Genomic DNA, 24,924 nt, shown 5'->3' on the forward strand with positions numbered 1-24,924 from the left:
TAAAGGGAATGATGTATTCACATAGGGATTTCATGGTTAATATACGATCGGGCGCTGCCTTTTTTTGGTAATTATGTAATATTATTTGACAAAATTTAATGATGTTGTTATAATTTGTAATGAAATGTAACATATTTGTAACAAATTACAGGTGAAAGGTATGGTAACTATCGTGATTAGAAAAAATTTAGTGAAGAAAGCAGCGGGGGTCAGCGTTGCTTGTGCACTTACTATAGGAATGAATGTTGTGATTGCAGGCCCGGAGGAGAGCACCTTATTTCAGCAGATGGGGCTGATAAAAACAGCAGCAGGAGCTGAGGTTACGAATGCTACAGTCGCTCCGGCAATTGCACCGACACCAATATCTATTAATAATCAGAAACGTGTAACATTAAATCAAGTTGTTTCGGATGAGTTCGTAGGACCGATGCTTCCAAGTGCAACGCCGACAACAACGCCGACAACAACACCGGCACCAACGGCAAAGCCAACGGTAAAGCCTGTTGCCAAAAGATATCGCAGCCTGGTCTTATCCGTTGCTAAAGATTATGTTAATGTGCGTAAGAGCAGAAGTACAGACAGTAAGGTGATGGGGAAACTTCATCGTGGAAGTTCTGCAAAGATCTTAAAAGTAAAAGGTGACTGGGTTAAGATCCGTTCCGGTAAAGTAACCGGATATGTTAAGAAAGAGTACGTGGCTACAGGAGCTCGTGCAGAGAAATTGTCTACACGTTTTGGTAAGAATTACGCTGTTGTTAAAAAGGGAACAGATACCTTAAATGTGCGCGAAAAAAAGAATACAAAGTCCGATATCGTAACACAGATTACAGATGGAGATGATGCTATCGTGCAGAGTATCTCAAAGGACTGGGTAAAGATTAAGACAGACAGTGGAAAAGTTGGTTATGTGGCAAAAGAGTATGTGTCTACAACACTGAAATTTAAGCATGCAGTATCTGCAGCACAGAAGAAAGCTTCTGAGAGTGCAAAGTCAACATCTACGGCAAAGGAACCATCCGGCAAGAGCGGCAGCGCAGTTGTTAAGTATGCATTACAGTTTGTCGGCAATCCTTATGTTTGGGGTGGAACCAGTTTGACTGGTGGTGCAGACTGTTCCGGATTTACTATGAGAATTTATGAGAAGTTTGGATATAGCCTTCCACACAGCTCAGCAGCACAGGCCGGATATGGACGCAGCGTAAGTATGAGCAGCTTGCAGCCCGGAGATCTGTTGTTTTACAAACATGGCAGCAGCATTGGCCATGTGGCTATGTATATTGGTGGGGGACGTATTGTTCATGCAGCCGGCAAGAAATGGGGTATTGTGACAGCTAATGCATTTTATCGTACTCCATGCTGTGCCCGCAGAATCCTTGGTTGATCATATATAATGATCAAGATGTCAAAAGTTCAATTTCATCATATAATTAAAATACCGTAAAAACAAATTAAACAGCGCTTCCTCTATTAACTTCAGAGGAGGCGCTGTTTTGTTGTTCTTTATTATTGCAGGATAAGCGTTGGATCGTTATTTTGAAAAGCTTATCTTATGATGTTTGTAGTTAGAAATCAAAGAAGTTTTTGCCGAAACTTTCCTTGGTTCGCTTATGGCGTTTATGATACTGTACTCCTTTTTTGCGTTTTTTAGTATTTTCTTTTCGAGGAGTATGTTTCTCATAATGCTTGCTGTGATTTCGACGTTCTGAACTTGGAGCAAAATCGCCGCGGCTGCGGTTTTTTTTCTGCTTCGCATGATGACGTCGACCGCCACGACTTTGATAGCCACCGCTTCGTTTGCGTCCTCGGCGTCTGTGGCTTGGTGTCAGGTTGCGCAACAGGACCGCGATAATGATGATCAACAACAATGCGATGATGATAATGATCACACTTCCTAAAAGTTGATTGTGAAAAACGCTTCCGACCTTGCGGGACAACTGATTCGCAGCATCTGCAATATTGCGGAACAGTTTTTTTTGTATTTTATGCTTGGAATTATTGGCTTCCATATTTGCAATCTTGGCGTTCACCAGATTTCGTGAAGCTTCATCTAAGTGTTTTGTCGAATCAGAGTTCGTATATATAATGTTAGAAGCTCCAACAGTTTTATTGCCATACGTATAAGTGATCTGGCCGATCACATTGTCACCATCATGAAGTTTCACATTTTTATTGTAGGTGATCGATTGCTTTGCAGCAGAAAGTGGTATTCCTTTTGGGAGAACAACACAAGCACCATCTGCCAGGCGGACCGGAGACTCGTCTGCGTTAAAGTAACTGCCATAGTTGTTAAACAGATCGGCATTGATCTGCTCATTTTCCTGATTTACGGTGTATTTTTGATACTTTTCAAATCCATAATTCAACAATTTGGTCGTGTCCGTGTATTCGTTTGGCTCGCCCTGTTTTGGGCCGGCAGCTTTCATAATGACGCAGACAAGTTCCATTCCATTTTTTTCACCATAAGTGACCAAAGTGTTTTGAGCAACGTGGGTGTAACCGGTTTTACCGCCAATGGCATACTTGTATTCGTATTTAGGATACCGCCATCCATTGATCATCTGATGATGATTTTGCCATGTGCGTTCCTGTTTGTGCTTATTTGTTTTGGCACAGACATATCGTCTTGTACCACAGGCTTTGCGGAAGGCGGAAGATTTCATTGCCTGTCGGGCGATCACTGCCATATCATAAGCGGTTGTGTAGTGCTTCGGATCAGGCAAGCCATTTGGATTGTTAAAGTGTGTATCCTTTAATCCAAGATCTTTTACGCGTTTATTCATTAATCCGACAAAGTTACTGATACTGCCGGAAATGTGTTCGGCAACTGCCAGACATACCTCATTGGCAGATTCCAGCATGATCGCATTCAAGCATTGCTCTACTGATAACTTTTCGCCGGGCTCTGAAAAAATAGTGGAGCTGCCGGTCTCGATGCCATATGCAGCAGTCGATGAGACGGTTACGGTTTCATTCATGGAAGTATTTTCTGCTAAGAGCATGGATGTCAGGATCTTAGTAATACTTGCCGGATAATGTTTTTTGTGAGAGTTTTTTTCATATAATATTGTGCCCGTTGACAATTCCATAACAATTGCCGAATCACTGGACAAAGAGTTCTTTTTTGGTCCGGATGGCCATTTGGTCTGTGTCGCCTGAGCCGTTACAGCGTTGGCAGGGATGGTTAAGGTTGTGATTCCGGTACCGGTTAGCAGCATGACACCACAAAGCAGCAAAGCAACCGTTCGTTTTAGCTTCAACGTTTTCCTCCGTTCTGCGCACCTCTTAAGATAAGCCACTGTAATAACAGCGGTGGAACAATATTTGCGCAAAGTACGCGGAGACGCAAATATCAAAAAAGCAAGAACTTCTTAAATTTGTATAAAGTGGTTTAAGAAACGTATCCGAATGTGCTATACTGTAACAAGCCACTTTATGCGAAAAGAAAAGCACTCCCAGTAGGAATCGAACCTACAACTGCCCCTTAGGAGGGGGCTGTTATATCCATTTAACTATGAGAGCACACAGCACTAATTTTAGCATAGTGCAGGGAGTGCGTCAAGAAATGCAAAGCAGATTGAGCAGTGCTACAATAGAAAGGACATGAGTGAACAGTATGGCAGAAGAGAACAACAATAAAGATAAAAATAATGAATACGAAGATATATGCTACGTATGCAGAAGACCGGAGAGTAAGGCCGGCAAAATGATGCGTTTGCCACAGGGAATCTGTATTTGTAATGATTGTATGCAGAAGACCTTTGACTCCATGACGGGACTTCCGAATATGGGAATGCCGTATATGGATATGTTTAATATGGCACAGCCGCCACAGTATGAGGATATTCCGGAACGTCAAAAGCTCAAAAAGAAGAAACCCAAAGAGAAGAAAAAAGCTGCAGAGGGAGAAGAGGTTTTTGATATTCAGCATTTGCCGGCACCGCATGTGATCAAAGGAAGACTGGATGAATATGTAGTCGGTCAGGAATATGCCAAGAAAGTAATGTCGGTTGCGGTCTATAATCATTATAAACGCGTGCTGACGGATACTATGGACGATATTGAGATTGAGAAGTCCAATATGCTGATGATCGGACCAACCGGCTGTGGTAAAACATATCTGGTGAAAACACTTGCAAGGCTGTTGCAGGTGCCGTTAGCGATCACAGATGCAACGTCCTTGACTGAGGCGGGATATATTGGTGATGACGTGGAAAGTGTTTTGTCGAAATTGCTTGCTGCGGCAGACAATGACGTGGAAAAAGCAGAGCGAGGCATTGTTTTTATCGACGAGATTGATAAGATCGCCAAGAAGCAGAATTCCAAGAGTCGAGATGTCAGCGGCGAGTCAGTACAGCAGGGAATGTTGAAGCTGTTAGAGGGTGCCGATGTGGAAGTGCCGGTAGGCGCAACGAATAAAAATGCCATGGTGCCAATGACAACAATTAATACGAGAAATATATTGTTTATCTGCGGTGGCGCATTTCCGGAGCTGGATAAAACGATCAAAAATCGTTTGACCAAACAGTCCGCAATTGGTTTTATGTCAGAACTCAAAGACAAATATGATGATGATGCCAATATTTTGGAGCAGGTGACAACAGAGGATTTGCGGGAATTTGGTATGATTCCGGAGTTTTTGGGACGTCTTCCGGTGGTGTTTACGCTCCAGGCAATGACGGAGGATATGCTGGCACAAGTACTTACACAGCCTAAAAATGCGATTTTGAAGCAATATCAGAAACTACTTGCTTTAGATGAGGTGGATCTGCAATTTGATGATGGTGCAATCCGTGCGATTGCTAAGCAGGCGGCAGAGAAAAAGACAGGCGCGCGTGCTTTGCGTGCGATCATTGAGAAATTCATGCTGGATATTATGTATGAGATCCCGAAAGATGATCTGATCGGTCGCGTGACGATCACGGAAGATTATATTAATCATGAGGGGGCGCCTCGTATTGAAATGCGGGAAAGCGGAGAAGCGAAATTATTGACACAACGACAAGAATAATATGATCACGGTGAGCATATATATAGAAGTGATCGTATTTCCTTGTGAGGTGAAATACCTATGACCGACTGTGAACAGCAGATTTATTCCAATGAATATCAGGATTATTTGATAGAACACACTGGTGACGAAGCATTGATCAAGCAGTGGTATGATACGGATTGTGTGCAATTCGCCAGCCGGAGGTTTGCAGTGATCTATCAAGCGGCAACAGTTGAGGATGCGGGAATTCGTGCACGTTTTCTACAAAGGCCGCGTTGCTACGGCCTGCTCTCCTCGGAACAAATATTGAACGAAATAGGAGTGTCGGCAGTCAGAAGACTTCCGGCACTCGAATTGTTTGGAAATGGTGTATTGGTAGGGTTTGTCGACACGGGGATCGATTATACGCACCCGGCGTTTATGAATGCAGACGGGACTAGCAGGATCTTAAGTATATGGGATCAAACGATAGAAGGTGGAGAGAAGAAGCCGAAAGGTTTTGCGTATGGCTGTGAGTATAGCAATGAACAGATCAATGAAGCAATCTCGGCGAGCAATCCTTATGAAATCGTTCCGAGCCGAGATACGGAGGGGCATGGAACATTTATGGCAGGAGTTGCCTGTGGAAACGAGACGGAAGATGGGCAATTTTCAGGAGTGGCACCTTCTGCAGCAATCTGTGTTGTGAAATGTAAGCAGGCAAAACAAAATTTAAGAGATTATTATCAGATATCCTCGGAAATTACTTGTTTTAGTGAAGGAGATTTGATTTTGGGCGTTTGTTACCTCTGGCAGAAAGCAGTGCAAATGCGAATGCCTCTTGTGTTGTGCCTTGGTGTTGGTACGAATTTGGGAGGTCATGTCCGTGGCGGTGTGATTGGAGAATTACTGCGGGATTATGGGGATTATCGCGGGACTTTTGTGGTAACGGCAGCAGGGAATGAGGCGAACACAGCGAGACACTATGAAAGTGGCGTTATTTTGCAGGGAGGCAGCGAAGAGGTTGAGTTAGAGGTTGCCGAGGGAAGAGACGGATTTGTGATGGAGCTGTGGAGCGATGCAACGCAGGTATTTTCGATAGGTTTGATCTCACCAAGCGGCGAATATAGTGGAAAAACGGTGCCGAGACAGGCAGAAAAGCGAGTGATTTCTTTCCTATTTGAAAATACAGTCGTGGAAATTCAGAATCTTTTGATCGATCAGGAAAACGGGGACGAATGTATTTTGCTGCGTTTTTTGCAGCCGCAGGAAGGTGTTTGGAAAATTCGTGTTTTTAATGAACAAAATATGCCGGGCAGATTTCATATATGGCTGCCGATGTACGAATTACTTCCGGGAGATACACGATTTTTGCGTTCAGATCCCAATACGACAATCTGTGATCCGGCGAATAATCTTGGAGTTATTACAGTGGCTTATTATGATTCAACAACGCGTGGCATTGCAGTTGATTCCAGCCGTGGTTTCAGTCGTGATGATTACATCAAGCCGGACGTGGCGGCACCGGGCATTCAAGTTTTAGGACCAATTGCATTTACCGGAATGACGCCGGCAGATACGCAGAGACAGCGAGCGGAAGAGGCACGTTATGGTATGCGAAATGGTTCCAGCATTGCTGCAGCTTTGACGGCGGGCACAGTAGCCCTACTGGCAGAATGGGGTATCGTGAAACGCAACGACTTGTCCATGGATACGACAACTATTAAAAAGTATTTGATCCGGGGGACAGATCGGACAGGGCGCGAGTTTCCAAATCGAATGTGGGGATATGGATTTCTGAATCTATATGGGGTGTTTGATGCACTTCGTCCGAAGTAAGTGCTTTTACATCGCGCAAAAGTACGCGGTAACGCAGATAGGCAGCGTTCAATTGATAGATGTAACTGTCGATCAAGTCAGGCTCCTGCACAGAATCCAGCCCGGCATACGCATCTGTCAGATTTTTTTGTGCTTCTAATAATGATTTTTTAAGGAACTTTTCTTTTTTGGGAAGTTCCTTTTTCTTTTCCAATAATCTCATGGCTACATTCATCCTTTCTACCTCCATCTTTTGTAATAGTATAGACCAAATACTGTTAATTTATTCCTGTCCTAAAAAAGAATAAAACGAATAAATATATAGTGTTATCTGAAAAAAATGACAGAAAGAAAGGGGTAGATTGCTATGTTTGCCATGTTGATTGTGGTAATTGCGTTTTTGGTGGTCAAGGTAATTGGGTATGGGGCTTTGTCCTGGATGCAGTACCTTTCGGAAGTGTTGCTCCGATGTCTGTCAGGCCTTATTGTTCTATATGTCTGCAATTTTTTCATGTGTTATCTGAACGAAAATCTTATCGTCAATATTAACGAAATCAGCCTGACAATTTCGGCATTTTTCGGGTTGGCAGGGGTGTTCCTTTTATACTGTTTTCGTTGGATTTTACTAATAGTCTAGATATAGATTTGGTATATTTGCACAAAAATTGTACCGGTTGACAGGGCCGGAAGTGGGGTGCTATAGTTGCGGCACGCTTCACCAAGCTGATGTCTGCAGGAGTGCAAAGGCATGTTGGGAGTACCTGCAGTCGGAAAGCTTGGGATAGCGAATAGGGACGGAGACGGTGAAGATACGAATGGGAACTGTAATCTTACTGTCAAGTTGTAAATGGGAGGTGTGTAGGTGAAGAAGATCGTTGTAGCAATGTATGATGAGGAAGGTTATACGAGACGTTTGGCTGACTATTTTTGTCAGCATCAGAAGAATCTGTTTGATGTTCGGTTGTTTACAAGTGAAGAGAGCCTGCGCAAATTTTTGATAGGACAGGGAACGGAGCTGTTGATTACCGGAGAGCGGGACTGGGAACTGTTTCGCGGGATCAACCATGGTATTCACCGCTTAATATTGCTGTCCGATGGACAATGTGTCAGAGAAGACAATGGACAGGCCGTGTTGTTTAAGTATCAATCTGCGGAAAGTATGTTGCAGGAGGTGCTGGCGATCGTGGCTGACGATGAGGAACTTAAGGTTCCCCTTCCCAAAAAGCAGATGAAGGGGACGGAGTTTGTCGGAGTATTTGCACCGTATGGTGGAGCTGGTGTGACATCGATGGCACTACAATTGGCTCAAAAGTATAGTGCACAGACCCGTTGTCTTTATCTGAACTTTGAAGTGTTTGATGGAAAGGTTCTGACAGATGATGAGCGCAATAATGACATATGGAATGCCAATATGTGCAGAGGAATGTCAGACCTGATCTTTTTTCTGCGGCAAAGACAGGAGAAAACAGCGGTCAAGTTACAGTCGCTTATTCGTCGCATTGGAACAATAGAAGGGATTGCTGCAGTGGAGGATTACAGGGATCTGTATGAATTATCTGCGAAAGACTTGGAACGACTGCTGCTCGTATTGGCAGAAGATACAGAGTATGAAAAGGTTGTCTTTGATATTGGATTTTTCGGGGATGGTTCGATGGAATTGTTGAAATGCATGGATAAGTTATTCGTGCCGCAGCCTGCGACGAGATCTCAGCAATGCAAGTGTAAATCCTGGGAGGCATTGCTTAAAAAGGAGGGATTGGAGGAGTGTCTGGCAAAGATGCAGTATGTGGCAGTCAATCGCGGCAGGATCTGACTAAGATCAAGGAGTGTATCAGGGAAGATATTATCCGATGCATGAATCGCGAACGTGTTGTTTCTGATGAAGAAATCAAGGACATGATCCAGCAGCGGGTGCTTGATCTGGGGCATGAAATGTATTTTTCCGTTACTCAGAAACAGGAAATGATACAGGGGATTTTTAATTCACTGCGTAAATTGGATATTTTACAGGAAATTCTGGAACAAGATGATGTCACAGAGATCATGGTGAATGGCTATCAGACAATCTTTATCGAAAAGGCGGGAAGACTATACCGCTATCCACATAGTTTTTCCAGTCAGTCGAAATTAGAGGATGTTATTCAACAGATTGTCAGCAGAATGAATCGTGTTGTCAATGAAGCAAGTCCGATTGTGGATGTCAGGTTGGAGGATGGATCACGTGTAAATGTGGTATTACCTCCGGTTGCAATCAATGGACCTATTTTGACAATTCGTAAATTTCCGAATCAGCCGATCACGATCCAAACATTGATCGAGATTGGCTCGATAACACGAGAGGCGGCAGAATTCCTAAAAAGTCTTGTTATAGCCGGATACAACATATTTATAAGTGGAGGTACCGGCAGCGGAAAGACTACCTTCTTAAATGCACTGTCATGCTTCATTCCGGAGACGGAACGTTTGATCACCGTAGAGGATTCTGCGGAGCTGCAGATACAGGGAATTGCCAATTTAGTCAGACTGGAAGCCAGGGAGGCTAATTTGGAGGGTAAGAATGCAGTATCTATTCGGGATTTGTTGCGATCAGCATTGCGCATGCGGCCGGATCGAATCATTTTGGGAGAGGTGAGAGATGCAGCAGCGTGTGAGTTGCTGACAGCAATGAATACCGGACACGATGGAAGTTTGTCTACAGGGCATGCCAATAGTCCACAGGATATGTTGAACAGATTGGAGACATTGGTACTTATGGGGATGGACATTCCTCTTGAAGCAGTACGCAGCCAGATAGCTTCTGCAATTGATATTGTGGTGCAATTGGGGCGGTTGCGTGATCGCAGCCGGAAAGTCTTAACGATAGCCGAGGTCGCAGGGATGCAGGAAGGGCATATTGTTCTGCAGGACATATTTCAATTTCAGGAACGAGGGGAAGCAGAGGATGGAACTGTCGTAGGAAATCTGCAGTGGACGGGCGCTAAATTAAGTCAGACCACAAAATTAGAATTAGCAGGTGTGAAAGTTCCTTGTGGATAGAGGAAGATGATGGAAAATCGTAATATTTTTATAGGCAGGAGATCTGATGGAGGGAATGCAACAGTACATTTCGACAAAAGGGGTGATTCGGTGAAAGGACGCAGCAGATATTTCGAACTCATCAAATGCTTTGGAATATGGGGCATACAGGGGGCTGGAATTGTTTTACTTTTCTTTCGAAGTCTATGGTTGTGTGTACTTGTGAGTTTGGCGACTGCGATCTATGGCGTGATCACAGAGAAGAAACGAGCCAAAAGACGCTGGCAAAACCAGGTCAGTATCGAGTTTCGTGAAGGATTACAGGGAATCGCAGCCGCATTACAGGCCGGTTATTCTATGGAAAATGCTTTGGAAGAATCACAAAAAGATCTGGTATTGCTTTACGGGGAACATTCCGTTTTGGTGCCACAGATGCAGAGGATGTCATATGAATTGCAGTTAAATCAACCGATAGAAGAGGTTTTTTATCGGTTTGGGCAATTGACGCAGGTGGAGGACGTTATGCGTTTTGCGCAAGTCTTACATATTGCAAAGAGAACAGGAGGAGATTTGATAGCGATTACAAGAATGACTGCAGATAGGATTAGTGAAAAAATGGAGGTCAAACGGGAAATATTGGTGATGATCGCAGGAAAACAAATGGAGGCACAGATTATGAAACTCATGCCGTTAGCCATTATATTGTATTTCTGGGTGTTCTCTCCGGGATTTTTAGATCCGTTATATCGTTGGGAAGGACGCCCTGTTATGGCAGTTCTTTTACTTGTTTATCTGGCAGCAGCATATTGGATCGATCGCATCAGTCGTATTGAGATATGAATTATCAGGGAAGATCAAACAAATTGGAACATTCATTTTCAGTTATCATATCGTGGCTGCGTTCAAGGTTTTGCGAGAAACAGTTGACATCGTTATCTAAGTTGTATGTTGGTAAAGGAACGGAGGAATTGTTTGTAATATTTCTTCGAAAGAGTGCCAGGTATGCATTGACCGGAATGGTGGTCGCAGGAGTGTTATGTGCATTGTTTGTTATATCTTCATCAAAAAAGCATGAGATTTGGCATGGAAATATGATGGAGCGTTCTGAGGCTGGTGGCAGGGATAAGACCATTGAAATGCAGATTGAGACAGAGGATGGTAAGCAGGATTATACGGTTAAACTTCCTGCACGTAAATTGACAAAGCATGAGATCAAGGAGCAATTTGCGATCGCGAGAGAAAAGGTGCAAAAGTTATATCTTGGTGAAAATAATTCGGCGGATAATATCACATCTTCATTAAATCTGATAGAAACAGTTCCGGATACAATGGTGCAAGTGGCATGGCAGTTAGATAAGGAGGGATTGATTACAGATAATGGCGAGATTGTATGGGCTGAGATTATTAAGCCGTATAAAACAGAAATCACTGCAGAGTTGTCTTGTGAAGATGTGCAGGAGAGTGTCGTTTTAGAATTAACCATACAGCCGCCACAACGGACAAAGTTTGAACAGTGGCTTCAAAAATGGGAGGCTGCATTTAATAAGCGGCTTGAGGATACTGCAAGCGATAAAAGAATCCTTCTTCCGACAAGGGTGGAGGGACGAGAGATTACTTATCGTGATAAAACAGATTCTTATTTGGTGCCATGCGTGGTGGGGATGATCTTGGCAGCGATTGCAGGAATGCTGCTTTACAATAGTCAGATGCAGCAAAATGTCCGTAAACGGGATGAGGAACTATGTAAGGATTACCCGGAAATGGTGGAACAGTTTGTTCTGTTAGTGGGGGCCGGCATGACGATCAAGAGCGCATGGATCAAAATGACAGACGATTATCAATCGGGTCTGGATAGAAAGCAAGCAAAACGTTATTTGTATGAGGAGATGAGTGTGACAGAACGTGAGATGCAGAATGGAATGGGTGAAGAACGTGCCTATGAATTATTTGCAAAGCGGACAGGCATTCTTTGCTATATGAAATTCAGTGCACTTTTGACACAAAATCTTCGGAAAGGTTCAGCAGATATGTTGCGCCTTTTGGAACAGGAAGCACAGGATGCGTTTCAAAAACGCAAGGAACAGGCTAAGGAGGCAGGAGAAAAGGCAGGAACAAAAATGCTGTTTCCTATGATGTTAATGCTGCTGATTGTGTTTGTGATGATTTTATATGCAGCATTTCGCTCCATGTAGCAGAAAGGAAAGAATATGAAGAACAGATGGAAACAATTTTGGAAAGACGAATCGGGAATCGGAGTTGTAGAGATCATATTGATTTTGGTTGTGTTGATCATGCTGGTTGTTATTTTCAGAGAGCAGATTACGGCGATTGTGACAAACGCATTTCAACAGATTAATTCCGGTGCGAGTAAGATCAATACAGGAATATCGATCAAAAAGAAGTAGAGCATAAGTTTGAGGTGTGGAAGTGAGAGGAAGTTTTCTGAAGCAATCCCGAAAGGGTGAAGGTGGATGTATTTTGCAGGGAACCGAAAGTGGAGGAGGGATGTGTTTTGTGAAAGGTGCAATTACCGTATTTATGACGCTGCTGTTTGGGATGATCTTGTCATTAGTTCTAGTCACAATTGAGAACGTACGTTTTTTGACAGGGGAAAGTTATGCCAGACTTTCGGCCAAAGGAGCTTTATATGCAGTGTTTGGAGAATACAATCGAGAATTGTATGAAGATTATGGGTTGTTTGGCTATGGAGGATATAGTCAGAAGAATCAGGATGAATTGTCGCGAAATATCGAAAGGCAGTTGCAGACAGCTTTGGGACAGCAGGATAAGGCAGCGTCTTCCGCAAATATTGACTTATATCGCATCCATGACATTTCCTGCACAATTGCGGACATAAAGAGTGTGGCAGACCGCGAGGAGTTGTATCGTCAGATTAAGTTGTATTTAGCAAGTGAAACGGTAGAAGATGTTTTGGATCGGTTATTTACAAAGGGCGATTCCACAAACTCAAAGGTGGGAGTAGATAGTTTGCGTGATCTTTTTCGAGAGGGTACCACGGTGTGGTCAAAATCACTGGAGCAGACCGAAAAGTATGAGAAAGGGGAGATGGATGATCCGGAAAAAACATCGCCTAAAAAAAAGAAACAGTCTGATAAGGCAGACAGTCAGTTTGCCGGGGAAAATAGGAGGTTTGATGGGGAAGGGGGACAGTTTGCGGAAGCAAATAAGCAATCGGTTAGAAAAACGGAATCCTATGGGAATGTCATGGATGGGGATGACGGTATGGCAACGCAGGATCATGCAAATGGTGATCCGCTAGAAAGTTTTTGTGACTTGATGAGAGACGGCATCTTGCAGTTGGTGTGTGACACGGAGAAGTTGTCGGGAGAGGATCAGCAAGCCAAGAGTATCGGACAAGCGGCGGGTCTGTTAAAAGAACTTTTGAGTACAAAAGAAAGTTTTAATCTGCAGGGCAATTTAACACCAGCAGGACAAAAACTATTACTTATGCGTTATGCTTTTTGTGTGTTTTCTTGCTATACAACGGATCGCAATCGGTCGACCAGATGCGGGTTAGAATATCTGATCGAAGGGAAAGAAAACGAAAAGGACTGTATGCTTGGTATTGTAAATCGCATGTTACTTTTACGTACAATGATCAATTATGCGTACGTGAATGCGGATGAGCAGTTGAAAGCAGAAAGTCTTGCCACTGCGACTGTAATTGCGGGGGCAACAGGTCTTCCGCCGGTCATACAAGCAATCAACCAGACTATTTTATTGATTTTGGCAGTCGAGGAGAGCTTGATTGATATAACTGCATTATTATGTGGTTATAAGGTGCCATTATTCAAACAGCACGCATCTTTTCAAATGCGTTATTCGGAAATATGTATGGTTTCAAAGAGCTTTTTGCGAAAAAAAGCAGAAATATACAAGAAAGGCGGTGGTGTCATAACGGGAAAGGCGATGTCATATATGCAGTATTTAGGGATGCTTATGGCTTTAACTGCGGAGAAAAGTATGCGGGAACGAGCAATATCATTGATCGAGACGGATCTTCGCGAGCGATACAACCAGACTTTTTGTATCGATCAATGTATTGATCTGGCAAAAGTGAAAGTGGTATATCGGCAGTCTTTGTTCTGGAGTATGTCCCAATTGGGCGTTGTGCAGGAACAGCGACAGTTAGAGGTGATGTATCAATATTAATAGAAGTGCTGTTTGTTACAGCAAAAAGTCGAGCAGGATGTTCTCTGGCATTTCTGCGCTTACAATCTAAGAATTAAAATCTTTATCATAGGTCAGACTCTCTTTTGCATAACCTAATGTCAGAGGATGTCCTGCTCGACTTTTTGCAAATCTGTTGGGAAAGGCAGGTGGTAATTTGGGTGCATCAGAACAAACAAGATCCTAACATGGATTATTACAGCAGGTTGACCATGTGCCGTGGTGCATTGACGGTTGAAGCAACATTTGTTGTTCCTATTTTTTTCTTAGTGTTTTGCAGCTTTTTGTATCTATTTCAGATTTTGCAGGAGCAGAGGCAGATTCAGGAACAATTGGTAACGGTGGCAGAGCGATATGAAAGTTTGGGCGTTAGAACACCAATACTTCAAACGGATAAGGGCGATAAATGGCTGGTAAACTGGAAAATATCAGGGGACAGCGGAACTTGTGAGTGTATATGGCGAAAAAGTGTGCCGATGATCGGTGAGTGGTTTCAAATAACGCTGTATCAAAGAATGCCGCTTCACAATTATAGTGGACATTCTATGATCAGTACAGACCGAGCAGCGGATAGCTGCGTCTATCTTGCCCGAAATGGGACAGTGTACCATCTTAGATTGGATTGTACATATCTAAAGCTTGGGATCCGTCAGGTAACAGGAAAATTAGTGGAAAAGGAACGTAATCGTTCGGGCGGCAAGTACAAAGCATGTGAGTTGTGTGCGGATGGGCAGCAGCTAACAGCACAAATGCAATGGTATATTACGCCGTATGGTGATAGATATCATAAGGAGAAAGATTGTGCGGGACTGCGTCGTTCTATCCGTAAATTAAAGAAATCGCAGGTGGGGGATTTGCCCGCGTGCAGTAAATGTGGGAGGGAGTAGATGGTATTTGTAAACAGTAGTTTGTTAATGACATTAGGCGTATGCAGCGTATATGATCTGCGTTATCGAAGGATACCTGCCATTGTCGTGGCGGTCACGACATTGTATATCGCTGTGACATTGGGCGTTATGGGATGCCTTACGCCGATTCGAATTGTGGGAGCAGCAGTATTATGTACGTTCCTTGAATTGCTATGCATTGCAAGCAGAGACAAAATTGGCACAGGTGATGCGATTATGATCGGCATGATACAGTTGGCACTTGGGATGCGGCAAAATATGCTTGTTCTGTTGGTGACATTTAGTATGGTTTTTATTACAGCCTGCATTTTGTATATGGTTTGCCGGGTTGATAAAGATCTGGAGATCCCATTGGCACCCTATTTGCTGGTAGGGGTAGGAGTGGTGTTGTTTGCAGAGGTGTTGCAATGAGGTGGAAAGGAGGTTATACAGTTGAAGCGGCATTTGTCATCCCGATAGTATTAGGTGTCGTATTTGTATTATTATACGCATTATTTTGGGTGCATGATCAGTGTGTTCTGCAGGCAAATATACAGAACGGATTGATACAATACAGTGATACTGGAGAGGAATTGCCAACTAACGAGGAGTGGAAGCGCACTTTGCAGCAAAATCTCTGGATGGGGAATGTGACGGAAACAGCAATTTCCCACAAAAGGACGGTGTGGCGAGGGCAGGCAAAGCTGGAATCTGTATGGCAGAATGATCTTACAGCAATCTTTTTTGCTGATAGTCAAAATTCCGTGTATTGTTTGGAATGGGATGAACAGCAGCCATCGGACATAGTACGATTTCGCCGGAAAGGAGAATCTGATGATAGAGATTGAACAGGGTACCGGAAAGTATGTTACCATTGCAGCAGACGAAGAAACTGCACTGCGATGGTCAGGAGATATCGGATTCAAGATGATGCAGTACAACCAGATTCGGGGTGTTCTGCCCATAAGCCAGCAGTACATTGATGAAAGGCTGCATGTCTACTATGAAGTAAATAAAATGCAAACGCTGGAATCGATGTATGCAGAAGCCGGCTTATCTGTGGACAAGGCGTTGAAGATCCTGCTTTCATTGCTGCAGACAGTACAGGGGGCAGAGCAGTATTTTTTATCGGCAGAACAGTTTGTATTAAATGAACAAATGGTATTTTTAAGTCGGGACAACAGCAGAATATGGCTCTGTTACCATCCGGATCATGATGTGGAGATCGCAGAGGGAGTGCGAGCCGTCATGGAATTTTTAATGAAACGGATATTGCACTCAAACAGAACTGCCACGGCCTCTTTTTATGGCTTGTATGATATGGTTTGTGAACGGAGATGCACCATGGCAGAATTGGCAGAGCATATAATACGACAGCAGAGCGTATCGCAGGAACAGACAAAACAGCCAAAAGATGTGTCTCGAACCTTGCAGCCGAAAACTGATAGTAAATTGCAGCTATCCCTTCACGGAAAGCGGGATTTACCACAACAGACCCTGCAGAGTATATGTGTGCCTGCTGTTATATCGCTGTTAAAATCGGAGGTGCACATAGGACGTCTACAGACAGAGGATGTTTGCATTCCGATAGATTATATTAGCAGAGAGCATGCAGTCTTGTATATTGATGACGATCAAATACAGATTGAAGACTGTGACTCTGCAAACGGAACCTTCTTAAACGGAGAGCAACTTATGCCACATGTCAGAACAACATGTAATCCTGGAGATCTCATTTCGTTTTCTGATATAACATACGACATCTGTTGACGATGTTAACTATTTTGAAAAACTGACCGGCAGGTCGACATATTCTGTTTTGATAACAATATAAGGATAGGAACTGCGCTCATCAGGGTTGTCGCTTTTGGGACCAAATAATTCGGTATCAAAATACAGTCCATCCTCTCGCTTGCAAAAATCATTTACCGTGATCTTATAGCCGCCACAAGACTGCTTGCCATAGCCTCTGACAACATAAAGGTAAGATTGATCGGTGAAAGTAAGTGAAAACGGATTCTTTTTGCGCTCGTTGATAAGGCTTTGCAGCTCTTCTGGAATGTCGGAACCTGTTATTACCGTGAAGTCTGCATCTGCAATCTTGTCGGGAGGGTTCTCCTTAGAACATCCGCAAAGCATAATACAGGTTAAAATGATCACAGTCATCATACGATAGAAGTGTCGCATAAACAATTGCTCCTACTCGTTGTTATTGATATTTTATGCGGGGGTCAGAATATATATTCAATTTGATTTTTGTACTACAATAGTATATAATAAGCGTGCAGAGTATAATGTGTCGGGAGGACGAGAGTTCTTTTGGCGTCGGCAATTTTAGGAGGTCCTAGGAGAATGAAGGAAATCAACAAAGAAGAATTCAAAAAAGAAATTGAGGATTACGTAAAGGTTTTATTTCGTAAGACAATCAAGGAAGCTGACCAGCAACAGTTGTTTCAGGCGGTTTCATATGCGGTAAAAGATTTTATTGTTGACCAGTGGATGGCAACGCACAAGACATACGAAGAGAAGGATGTCAAGACAGTATACTATTTGTCTATGGAATTTTTGATGGGACGTGCTCTTGGCAATATAATCATTAATCTGAAGGGAAATAAAGAAATTAAGGAAGCTGTAGAAGAGCTGGGATTAGATTTGGATGTTATCGAGGATCAGGAACCGGATGCAGCACTTGGTAATGGTGGTTTGGGACGTTTAGCCGCTTGTTTCTTAGATTCATTATCAACATTAGGATATTCTGCATACGGTTGTGGAATTCGTTACAAATATGGAATGTTCAAGCAGGCGATTGAGAATGGCTATCAGGTTGAGAAGCCGGATGATTGGTTGAAAGATGGCAACCCGTTTGAGATCAAACGTCCGGAATATGCGGTAGAAGTTAAGTTTGGTGGATATGTAGCGATCCGCAAGGATGAGAATGGTAAGGACAAGTTTGTTCAGGAAAATTATCAGAGTGTTCGTGCCGTACCATATGATATGCCAATCGTTGGTTATCAGAATAATGTGGTTAATACGCTGCGTATATGGGATGCAGAGGCAATTGATACATTCAACTTGAGTTCTTTTGACAAAGGAGATTATCAGAAAGCTGTTGAGCAGGAGAATCTTGCACGTACGATTTGTGAGGTGCTTTATCCAAATGACAATCATATGGCAGGTAAAGAGCTTCGCTTAAAGCAGCAGTATTTCTTTGTATCCGCAAGTGTACAGCTTGCAGTTGCAAAATATATGGAAAACCATGATGACATTCGTAAGATTCATGAAAAAGTATGTTTTCAATTGAACGACACACATCCGACTGTTGCGGTAGCAGAGTTGATGCGCATATTGATGGACCAGTATAGTTTGGAATGGGATGAGGCATGGGCAATCACTAAGAAGACCTGCGCATATACAAACCATACAATTATGTCAGAAGCACTTGAAAAATGGCCGTTAGAGCTGTTCTCACGTCTTCTCCCTAGAATTTATCAGATCGTTGAAGAGATCAACCGTCGTTTTATTTTAGAAATCCAGTCTGCATATCCGGGAGACTATGGTAAAGTAGAACGCATGGCTATCATTTATGATGGACAGGTTAAGATGGCACACTTGGCAATTGTAGGAAGTTTCTCTGTTAATGGTGTTGCCAGATTACATACAGAAATCTTAAAAAATCAGGAATTAAAAGACTTCTATCTTATGATGCCTGAGAAATTTAACAATAAGACCAATGGAATTACACAGCGTCGTTTCCTTCTTCATGGAAATCCGTTGCTGGCTGATTGGGTTACGAAGAAGATCGGTGATGAGTGGATCACAGATCTGTCTCATATTAATAATCTTGCCGTATATGCAGAGGATGAATTAAGCCGTAAGGAATTCATGAACATTAAGTATCAGAATAAGGTACGTCTTGCAGAGTATATCAAGAAACATAATGGAGTTGAGGTTAATCCACGTTCGATTTTTGATGTACAGGTTAAGAGACTGCATGAGTATAAGAGACAGTTATTAAATATTTTGCATGTAATGTATCTGTACAATGAGTTAAAGAAAAATCCGGATAAGGATTTCTACCCACGTACATTTATCTTTGGTGCTAAGGCGTCTGCAGGTTATCATGTCGCAAAACAGATCATTAAATTGATCAATAGTGTTGCGGATGTGGTAAATAATGATAAGAGTATTCATGATAAGATCAAAGTGGTATTTATCGAAAATTATCGTGTATCGAATGCAGAGATCATTTTCGCAGCCGCAGATGTATCTGAACAGATTTCCACTGCCAGTAAAGAGGCATCAGGTACCGGTAATATGAAGTTTATGTTAAATGGTGCATTGACACTGGGAACTATGGATGGAGCGAACGTAGAGATTGTCGAGGAAGTCGGTGAGGAAAATGCATTTATCTTTGGTCTGTCCTCAGACGAGGTTATTGCATATGAGCACAACAATGAGTACAATCCAAGAGAAATCTACAACATGGATTCAGACATCCGTGCCGTGCTGACACAGTTAGTTGATGGTACGTATGCACCGGGTAATCCGGAAGAGTTCCGTGATATTTACAATTCTTTGCTCGATGGCAACGGCGGACGTCCGGATATGTACTTTATTTTGAAGGATTTCCGTTCCTATGCGGAGGCACAGCAGCGTGTAGAGGCAGCTTACAGAAATGAAGATGCATGGGCTAAGTCTGCGCTTCTCAATACAGCTAAGAGTGGTAAATTCTCTTCCGACCGTACGATTGAAGAGTATGCAACAGAGTTGTGGCACTTGGAGAAAGTTACGGTAGAGTTACCGGAATAATCATATAATTAGAACGTAAGGTATTGCCAGAGGAAAAAGGATATTTCGTCTGGCAATACTCATATGAATATTAACTACATAAAGGAGGTTAGGACTATGAGCATGTTGGACAGACAGGTTAAAATACCGGCAAAAGCAAATCGAAAGATCGAGTTGAAGGCATATCCTGGTCACTTTGCAACCAATCACTCACATATCAACTATTACCTTGATATCACACCGATAAAGTGTCGCCACACAGAAGCGCAGCTGGTAGCGAAAGAATTTGTGCGGGAATATAAACATACGAAAGCGGTAGATACCATCGTGTGCATGGATGGCTGTGAAGTTATAGGAGCATATTTGGCAGAAGAGCTTACAGACGCAGGGATTATGTCCATGAATACACATGAATGTGTGAATATTGTTACTCCCGAGATCAATACAAGTGGACAGATCATATTTCGCGATAATGTTGAAGCTATGCTTACCAACAAGCATGTCGTACTACTGTTAGCAAGTGCGACTACCGGACAGACAGTTGAGCAGAGCATACAGGCAATTCGATATTATGGCGGTAATGTGCAGGGGGTATCGGCGATCTTTACGGCTGTAGATGAGGTTGAAGGTATTCCGGTTCATTCAATCTACCATGTAGATGATGTTGGTAGTTACAAGAATTATCTGCCAAGTGAATGCCCATACTGCAAAGAGAAACGTAAACTGGATGCTATCGTAAACAGTTATGGATATTCGAAAATTTAACACAATATAGCAGAGAAGTCACCCGATGCAGTGGATGGCTGCGGGCGACTACCACGGAATCTAAACCGGCACGTGATAGTGCCGGTTTTTTCTTTCAGTGATAGGAGAATGCTATATTTAAAAAGTACGGAGAAAGGATAGGAAAAAAGGATGCCTGTTACAGATTTTTTGGAAAGAAATGCAAAACTATATCCGAATGAAGTTGCGTTGGTGGAATTGAATCCGGATGAAAAAGATACAAGGAGAACGAGTTGGAAAGAGTATGAATTGATCCAGCCATCTCGTTTCGAACCGTATCGACGTGAAATTACTTGGGGGGTATTTAACGAAAAGGCAAACCGTTTTGCAAACCTGCTGCTTAGTCGAGGAATAAAAAAAGGCGATAAAGTAGCAATCCTGATGTATAATTGCTTGGAATGGCTGCCTATTTATTTTGGAGTGCTCAAATCAGGAGCAATAGCAGTGCCGTTTAACTTTCGTTATGATGCAGAGGAGATCTTATATTGTGCAGAGCTTGCCGAAGTGGATATGATCGTATTCGGGCCTGCGTTTATCGGACGGATCGAGGCAAATGCAGAAAAACTGAGCAAAGGAAGACTATTGATCTATGTTGGGGACGGCTGTCCGGACTTTGCAGAGAGTTATCATGAACTTGTTGCGGATTGTTCCAGTAAAACACCTGATATCCCGCTGACAGAAGATGATTATGGAGCAATCTACTTTTCTTCGGGAACAACAGGTTTTCCAAAGGCGATCTTACACAAACATCAGAGCTTGACGCAGGCCGCTGAAATGGAACAAAAACATCATAGTACAGGCAGAGATGACGTATTTTTGTGTATTCCGCCATTATATCATACCGGAGCCAAGTTCCATTGGATGGGAAGTTTGGTTGCAGGCAGCAAGGCGGTGTTATTAAAAGGAACGAAGCCGGATACGATCTTATCTGCCGTTTCTAGCGAAAAGTGTACGATTGTCTGGCTGTTAGTGCCATGGGCTCAGGATATCTTGGATGCGTTGGATCGTGGAGATCTGAAGCTGGAAGATTATGAGTTATCGCAGTGGCGCTTGATGCATATTGGCGCTCAGCCGGTGCCGCCTTCTTTGATCAAACGTTGGAAAGAATATTTTCCGAATCATGCATATGATACCAATTACGGTTTGTCCGAGTCGACAGGACCGGGTTGTGTGCATCTTGGTGTTGAAAATATACATAAAGTCGGTGCAATCGGTGTGCCGGGATATCGATGGCAGTGCAAAATTGTTGATGAGCAGGGCATAGAAGTGAAGCAGGGAGAAGTCGGAGAACTATGTGTAAAGGGTCCGGGTGTCATGACCTGTTATTATCACAATGAGAAAGCAACTGCAGAAACCTTAAAAGATGGCTGGTTGTATACCGGAGACATGGCAATGCAGGACGAGGATGGTTTTTATTTCTTGGTCGACCGTAAAAAAGATGTTATCGTTAGTGGCGGTGAGAATATTTATCCGGTACAGATTGAGGATTTCATGCGCAGACACGATAAGATCAAGGATGTAGCGGTGATCGGTCTTCCGGATCGTCGATTAGGGGAGAAGACTGCAGCGATCATCGAAGTAAAGGATGGTATGAGCTGCACAGAGGAGGAAATCGAAGAATTCTGTATGGAATTGCCGCGATATAAGCGACCAAAGGAAATTATCTTTAGTGAGATTCCGCGAAATGCAACCGGGAAGATTGAGAAACCAAAACTACGTAAAATGTATGGCGCGGATCGCTTGGTAGCACAGGAAAATCAAGCATAAAATAACCAGCATACGCTGTAACAATGCTTAGGAAACTAAGCATAAAACAAATAACATACGTCGTTATAATGTTTAGAAAACTACCAAATACAAACACGCATAAAAGCAAGGGCATATCACAGTTGATATGCCCTGTTACTTATATTCTCACATTGTTTTTTAAAATGCAGATAGCAGCTATAACTGCAATAATTTCTTTGCATTATCTCCAAGAATTTTTGCTATGCTTTCTTCTGGAATATTGCAATTTTTTATAGCATTGATAGAGTCTAGCTGATCGCTCCAAGGACTATCGCTGCCCATGACAATGCGGTCAGCACCATGTTTTTGGATCATTACCGTGAACAGATCCGTGGACAATGGCGCGCCCTCACGGGGTGCTGAAGTCGTTGAAAAAGCAGTATCTAAATATACATCTCGTCCAATGATGCGATCCATAACCTGATCCCAACATCCCCAGCCGCCCATATGTGCCAGAACCATGCGGGACGGTTTGATTTCATCCAGCATATTGCATATGTGTACAGGAAGGGATTGTTCTTCTCCCGGAAAACCAATGTCGTATCCGGCATGTGTAATGGTGACCAAACCGTATTCTTCCGCACAGTCAATGATGCGCAAAAATCGGATATCATCAATCGCCACACCTTGATACACCGGATGGATCTTGATCCCCTTACAGCCATGGTCTGCAAGAAATTGAATGATTTCCCGGTAATTGTCATTATCCGGATGAATGCCGCCGAACGATAACAGTCCGGTTTCCTTGGTGTGTTCGTTGGTTTCCACTGCGACACGATTCACCGTTTCGAATTGATGCGGATTCGTAACCACAGGAAGAATAATAGACAGGTCAACACCGCTTTTATCCATGGATGCACGGAGTGACGCCTCAACACCACTTACGTGCGCACGCATCTTTGCTTTTTGTTCCAGACTTGCAATAGCCCGACTGGCGATTTTTTCTGGAAATATATGTGTATGAAAATCAATAATCATAACAATCCTTCTTTCTGTCATATAATAACTGCTATTGAGAGCATTTTCCATAACCATTAATTTTATGGTAAATCAATAAGTATCTAGTTGCCAGTATAGCATTTCCCGTAGCCGTCAACTTTATTATTCATCCATTAATATCCCAGTACCATTATTTTCCTAACGCAGTTTTTTGGGATACTGTATTCTCCTTGTCATAACAAGCAAACGTACTGTCTACCATTGCTTTGTCCGGTTTTGGAGTAAACAGACTGACAACCGGCACGATCACAAGTCCGGCCAACATCGCGATAGCACCACAGTTGATCGGTGACTGCATAATTACAGGGAAAGATTCTCTGCAGAAAATATTAGCGATCATCAATACGGAGCTAAAAATAAAGCAGACAAAACAGGACGCTTTGGTGACCCATTTTACGTACAGAGAGTACATAAATGGTGCTAAGAAAGAACCGGCAAGAGCACCCCAAGACACGCCCATCAACTGCGCAATGAATGTTACGGAGCTCTTATACTGGATCAAAGCTAAGATTGAAGATATTGCGATAAATACCACGATCAAAACGCGGATCAGTAATACCTGTTTCTTTTCACTCATGTTTTTCACAAAATTATCTTTGATAAAATCAATCGTCAACGTAGAGCTGGACGCAATAACGAGCGAAGATAATGTTGACATCGAAGCAGACAACACTAAGATCACGACTAAGGCGATCAGCACGGATGGCAGCCCGGATAACATGGTTGGGATAATAGAGTCAAAGCCGTTTGCCTCCACGTCGATCTGATCCGAGAACAGACGGCCAAATCCACCGAGAAAATAACTTCCACCGGCAACGATCATGGCAAAGATTGTTGAAATAATAGTGCCTGTCTTGATCGAGGACTCATCTTTGATGGCATAAAATTTTTGTACCATCTGTGGCAGCCCCCAGGTACCGAGCGATGTCAAAATAACCACAAACAAAAGACCAAGTGGATCAGGGCCAAAGAAAGAGGCGAAAATGCCGGGTGCTTTGGAAACTTCCGGATCGCTTATCTGAGCCAGACCATTCAAGGAAGCCATAAATCCGCCCTTGCTCATCAATACCGCAGCGATGACCGCAACAATGCCGACCAACATTATGATACCCTGAATGAAATCATTGATCGCCGTTGCCATATATCCGCCTGCAATAACATAAATTGCGGTAAGTACAGCCATAATGATGATACATACGGAATAGTCAATATCAAAAGCCATACCAAACAAACGTGATAATCCATTATAAAGAGATGCTGTATAAGGGATCAGGAAAATAAAAATAATGACGGAAGCAGCGACCTTTAGGGCGCGGCTGTTAAAACGTTCTCCAAAAAACTGTGGCATTGTTGCCGAGTCTAAGTGCTGTGTCATTATTCGGGTGCGTCGACCTAGGACAACCCATGCTAACAGCGAGCCGATCAGTGCATTTCCAATACCGGCCCAAGTCGCTGCAATACCATATTTCCAACCAAATTGTCCGGCATAGCCGACAAAGACAACGGCAGAAAAATATGAGGTTCCATAGGCAAAAGCAGTCAGCCAGGGACCAACTGAGCGACCACCTAATACAAAACCATTGACATCAGTAGTGTGTTTTCTGCAATACAGCCCGATACCGATCAAGACTGCAAAGTAAAGGATTAAAATTGCTAATTTCATACTTCTTCTCCATTTCTTTAGAA

Annotated in this window: 22 protein-coding genes and 1 tRNA gene; 17 read left to right on the forward strand and 6 right to left on the reverse strand. The window is 43.0% G+C overall.

Going from position 1 to position 24,924, the window contains the following annotated elements; translation table 11 throughout:
* The first annotated feature begins 160 nt into the window (after positions 1-160).
* Positions 161-1,381, forward strand: a complete 1,221-nt coding sequence (locus ACSAJE_RS10660; RefSeq protein ID WP_022025090.1) for a C40 family peptidase — start codon at positions 161-163, stop codon at positions 1,379-1,381.
* Positions 1,382-1,562: 181 nt separating this feature from the next.
* Here ACSAJE_RS10660 and ACSAJE_RS10665 read toward each other — a convergent pair whose 3' ends face one another.
* Both ACSAJE_RS10665 and ACSAJE_RS10670 read right to left on the reverse strand, forming a co-directional pair.
* Positions 1,563-3,257: a D-alanyl-D-alanine carboxypeptidase family protein gene (locus ACSAJE_RS10665; RefSeq protein WP_458009027.1), complete on the reverse strand. Its 1,695-nt coding sequence runs from the start codon at positions 3,255-3,257 to the stop codon at positions 1,563-1,565.
* Positions 3,258-3,447: 190 nt separating this feature from the next.
* Positions 3,448-3,519: transfer RNA gene (locus ACSAJE_RS10670), tRNA-Arg, on the reverse strand.
* Positions 3,520-3,613: 94 nt separating this feature from the next.
* Between ACSAJE_RS10670 and clpX the strand changes: the two genes are divergently transcribed.
* Together clpX and ACSAJE_RS10680 are read left to right on the forward strand one after the other, a co-directional pair.
* Positions 3,614-5,008 carry an ATP-dependent Clp protease ATP-binding subunit ClpX gene (gene clpX / locus ACSAJE_RS10675; protein ID WP_118506984.1) on the forward strand — a complete coding sequence of 465 codons (1,395 nt, stop codon included), beginning with the start codon at positions 3,614-3,616 and terminating at the stop codon, positions 5,006-5,008.
* Between the two features lie 60 nt (positions 5,009-5,068).
* Positions 5,069-6,808, forward strand: coding sequence for a S8 family peptidase (locus ACSAJE_RS10680; protein WP_458009028.1), 1,740 nt, complete (start codon positions 5,069-5,071; stop codon positions 6,806-6,808).
* On the opposite strand, the gene ACSAJE_RS10685 is transcribed toward ACSAJE_RS10680, so the two are convergent.
* On the reverse strand, positions 6,693-7,037 hold the full coding sequence (locus ACSAJE_RS10685; protein ID WP_118506950.1) for a DUF2508 family protein: 345 nt from the start codon (positions 7,035-7,037) through the stop codon (positions 6,693-6,695). The genes ACSAJE_RS10680 and ACSAJE_RS10685 overlap by 116 nt on opposite strands.
* Before the next feature lie 126 nt (positions 7,038-7,163).
* On the opposite strand from ACSAJE_RS10685, the gene ACSAJE_RS10690 reads away from it, so the two are divergent.
* From ACSAJE_RS10690 to ACSAJE_RS10740, 11 genes are all read left to right on the forward strand, one after another.
* The gene (locus tag ACSAJE_RS10690; protein WP_458010069.1) at positions 7,164-7,424 is read left to right on the forward strand and encodes a pro-sigmaK processing inhibitor BofA family protein; all 261 of its coding nucleotides are present in this window, start codon (positions 7,164-7,166) and stop codon (positions 7,422-7,424) included.
* Between the two features lie 225 nt (positions 7,425-7,649).
* A complete protein-coding gene (locus ACSAJE_RS10695; protein ID WP_458009029.1) occupies positions 7,650-8,600 on the forward strand; it encodes a hypothetical protein in 951 nt (316 codons plus the stop codon).
* A complete protein-coding gene (locus tag ACSAJE_RS10700; protein ID WP_458009030.1) occupies positions 8,552-9,823 on the forward strand; it encodes a CpaF family protein in 1,272 nt (423 codons plus the stop codon). The genes ACSAJE_RS10695 and ACSAJE_RS10700 overlap by 49 nt, the downstream gene beginning before the upstream one ends.
* Positions 9,824-9,829: 6 nt before the next feature.
* A complete protein-coding gene (locus ACSAJE_RS10705) occupies positions 9,830-10,642 on the forward strand; it encodes a type II secretion system F family protein (RefSeq protein WP_458009031.1) in 813 nt (270 codons plus the stop codon).
* A gap of 23 nt (positions 10,643-10,665) precedes the next feature.
* The gene (locus tag ACSAJE_RS10710) at positions 10,666-11,994 is read left to right on the forward strand and encodes a hypothetical protein (protein WP_458009032.1); all 1,329 of its coding nucleotides are present in this window, start codon (positions 10,666-10,668) and stop codon (positions 11,992-11,994) included.
* A gap of 15 nt (positions 11,995-12,009) precedes the next feature.
* The gene (locus tag ACSAJE_RS10715; RefSeq protein WP_022025099.1) at positions 12,010-12,207 is read left to right on the forward strand and encodes a Flp1 family type IVb pilin; all 198 of its coding nucleotides are present in this window, start codon (positions 12,010-12,012) and stop codon (positions 12,205-12,207) included.
* Positions 12,208-12,316: 109 nt separating this feature from the next.
* Positions 12,317-13,975, forward strand: coding sequence for a DUF5702 domain-containing protein (locus ACSAJE_RS10720; RefSeq protein ID WP_458009033.1), 1,659 nt, complete (start codon positions 12,317-12,319; stop codon positions 13,973-13,975).
* A gap of 179 nt (positions 13,976-14,154) precedes the next feature.
* The gene (locus tag ACSAJE_RS10725; RefSeq protein ID WP_458009034.1) at positions 14,155-14,880 is read left to right on the forward strand and encodes a hypothetical protein; all 726 of its coding nucleotides are present in this window, start codon (positions 14,155-14,157) and stop codon (positions 14,878-14,880) included.
* Positions 14,881-15,312 carry a prepilin peptidase gene (locus ACSAJE_RS10730; RefSeq protein ID WP_458009035.1) on the forward strand — a complete coding sequence of 144 codons (432 nt, stop codon included), beginning with the start codon at positions 14,881-14,883 and terminating at the stop codon, positions 15,310-15,312.
* Positions 15,309-15,728: a TadE family protein gene (locus ACSAJE_RS10735; RefSeq protein ID WP_458009036.1), complete on the forward strand. Its 420-nt coding sequence runs from the start codon at positions 15,309-15,311 to the stop codon at positions 15,726-15,728. Before ACSAJE_RS10730 ends, ACSAJE_RS10735 begins: the two co-directional genes overlap by 4 nt.
* Complete coding sequence (locus tag ACSAJE_RS10740; protein ID WP_458009037.1) at positions 15,715-16,650, forward strand: DUF6382 domain-containing protein; 936 nt, start codon at positions 15,715-15,717, stop codon at positions 16,648-16,650. Before ACSAJE_RS10735 ends, ACSAJE_RS10740 begins: the two co-directional genes overlap by 14 nt.
* 9 nt (positions 16,651-16,659) lie before the next feature.
* Here the strand turns inward: ACSAJE_RS10740 and ACSAJE_RS10745 are convergent, their stop codons facing one another.
* Positions 16,660-17,067, reverse strand: a complete 408-nt coding sequence (locus ACSAJE_RS10745) for a protease complex subunit PrcB family protein (RefSeq protein ID WP_022025105.1) — start codon at positions 17,065-17,067, stop codon at positions 16,660-16,662.
* Between the two features lie 165 nt (positions 17,068-17,232).
* Here ACSAJE_RS10745 and ACSAJE_RS10750 point away from each other — a divergent pair, with 165 nt between their 5' ends.
* The 3 genes from ACSAJE_RS10750 (at position 17,233) to ACSAJE_RS10760 (ending at position 22,218) form a co-directional block, all read left to right on the forward strand.
* Complete coding sequence (locus tag ACSAJE_RS10750) at positions 17,233-19,689, forward strand: glycogen/starch/alpha-glucan phosphorylase (RefSeq protein ID WP_458009038.1); 2,457 nt, start codon at positions 17,233-17,235, stop codon at positions 19,687-19,689.
* Between the two features lie 96 nt (positions 19,690-19,785).
* Entirely contained in the window at positions 19,786-20,433 is a 648-nt protein-coding gene (locus ACSAJE_RS10755; protein ID WP_022025107.1) for a type I phosphoribosyltransferase, read from the forward strand.
* A gap of 150 nt (positions 20,434-20,583) precedes the next feature.
* Positions 20,584-22,218 carry a class I adenylate-forming enzyme family protein gene (locus ACSAJE_RS10760; protein WP_458009039.1) on the forward strand — a complete coding sequence of 545 codons (1,635 nt, stop codon included), beginning with the start codon at positions 20,584-20,586 and terminating at the stop codon, positions 22,216-22,218.
* Between the two features lie 177 nt (positions 22,219-22,395).
* Here ACSAJE_RS10760 and ACSAJE_RS10765 read toward each other — a convergent pair whose 3' ends face one another.
* Both ACSAJE_RS10765 and ACSAJE_RS10770 read right to left on the reverse strand, forming a co-directional pair.
* The gene (locus ACSAJE_RS10765) at positions 22,396-23,217 is read right to left on the reverse strand and encodes an amidohydrolase family protein (protein ID WP_458009040.1); all 822 of its coding nucleotides are present in this window, start codon (positions 23,215-23,217) and stop codon (positions 22,396-22,398) included.
* 151 nt (positions 23,218-23,368) lie between these two features.
* Entirely contained in the window at positions 23,369-24,901 is a 1,533-nt protein-coding gene (locus ACSAJE_RS10770; RefSeq protein WP_458009041.1) for a sodium:solute symporter family protein, read from the reverse strand.
* Between the last annotated feature and the right edge of the window lie 23 nt (positions 24,902-24,924).

It is taken from the genome of Jutongia sp. SJQ-6 (assembly GCF_054161275.1).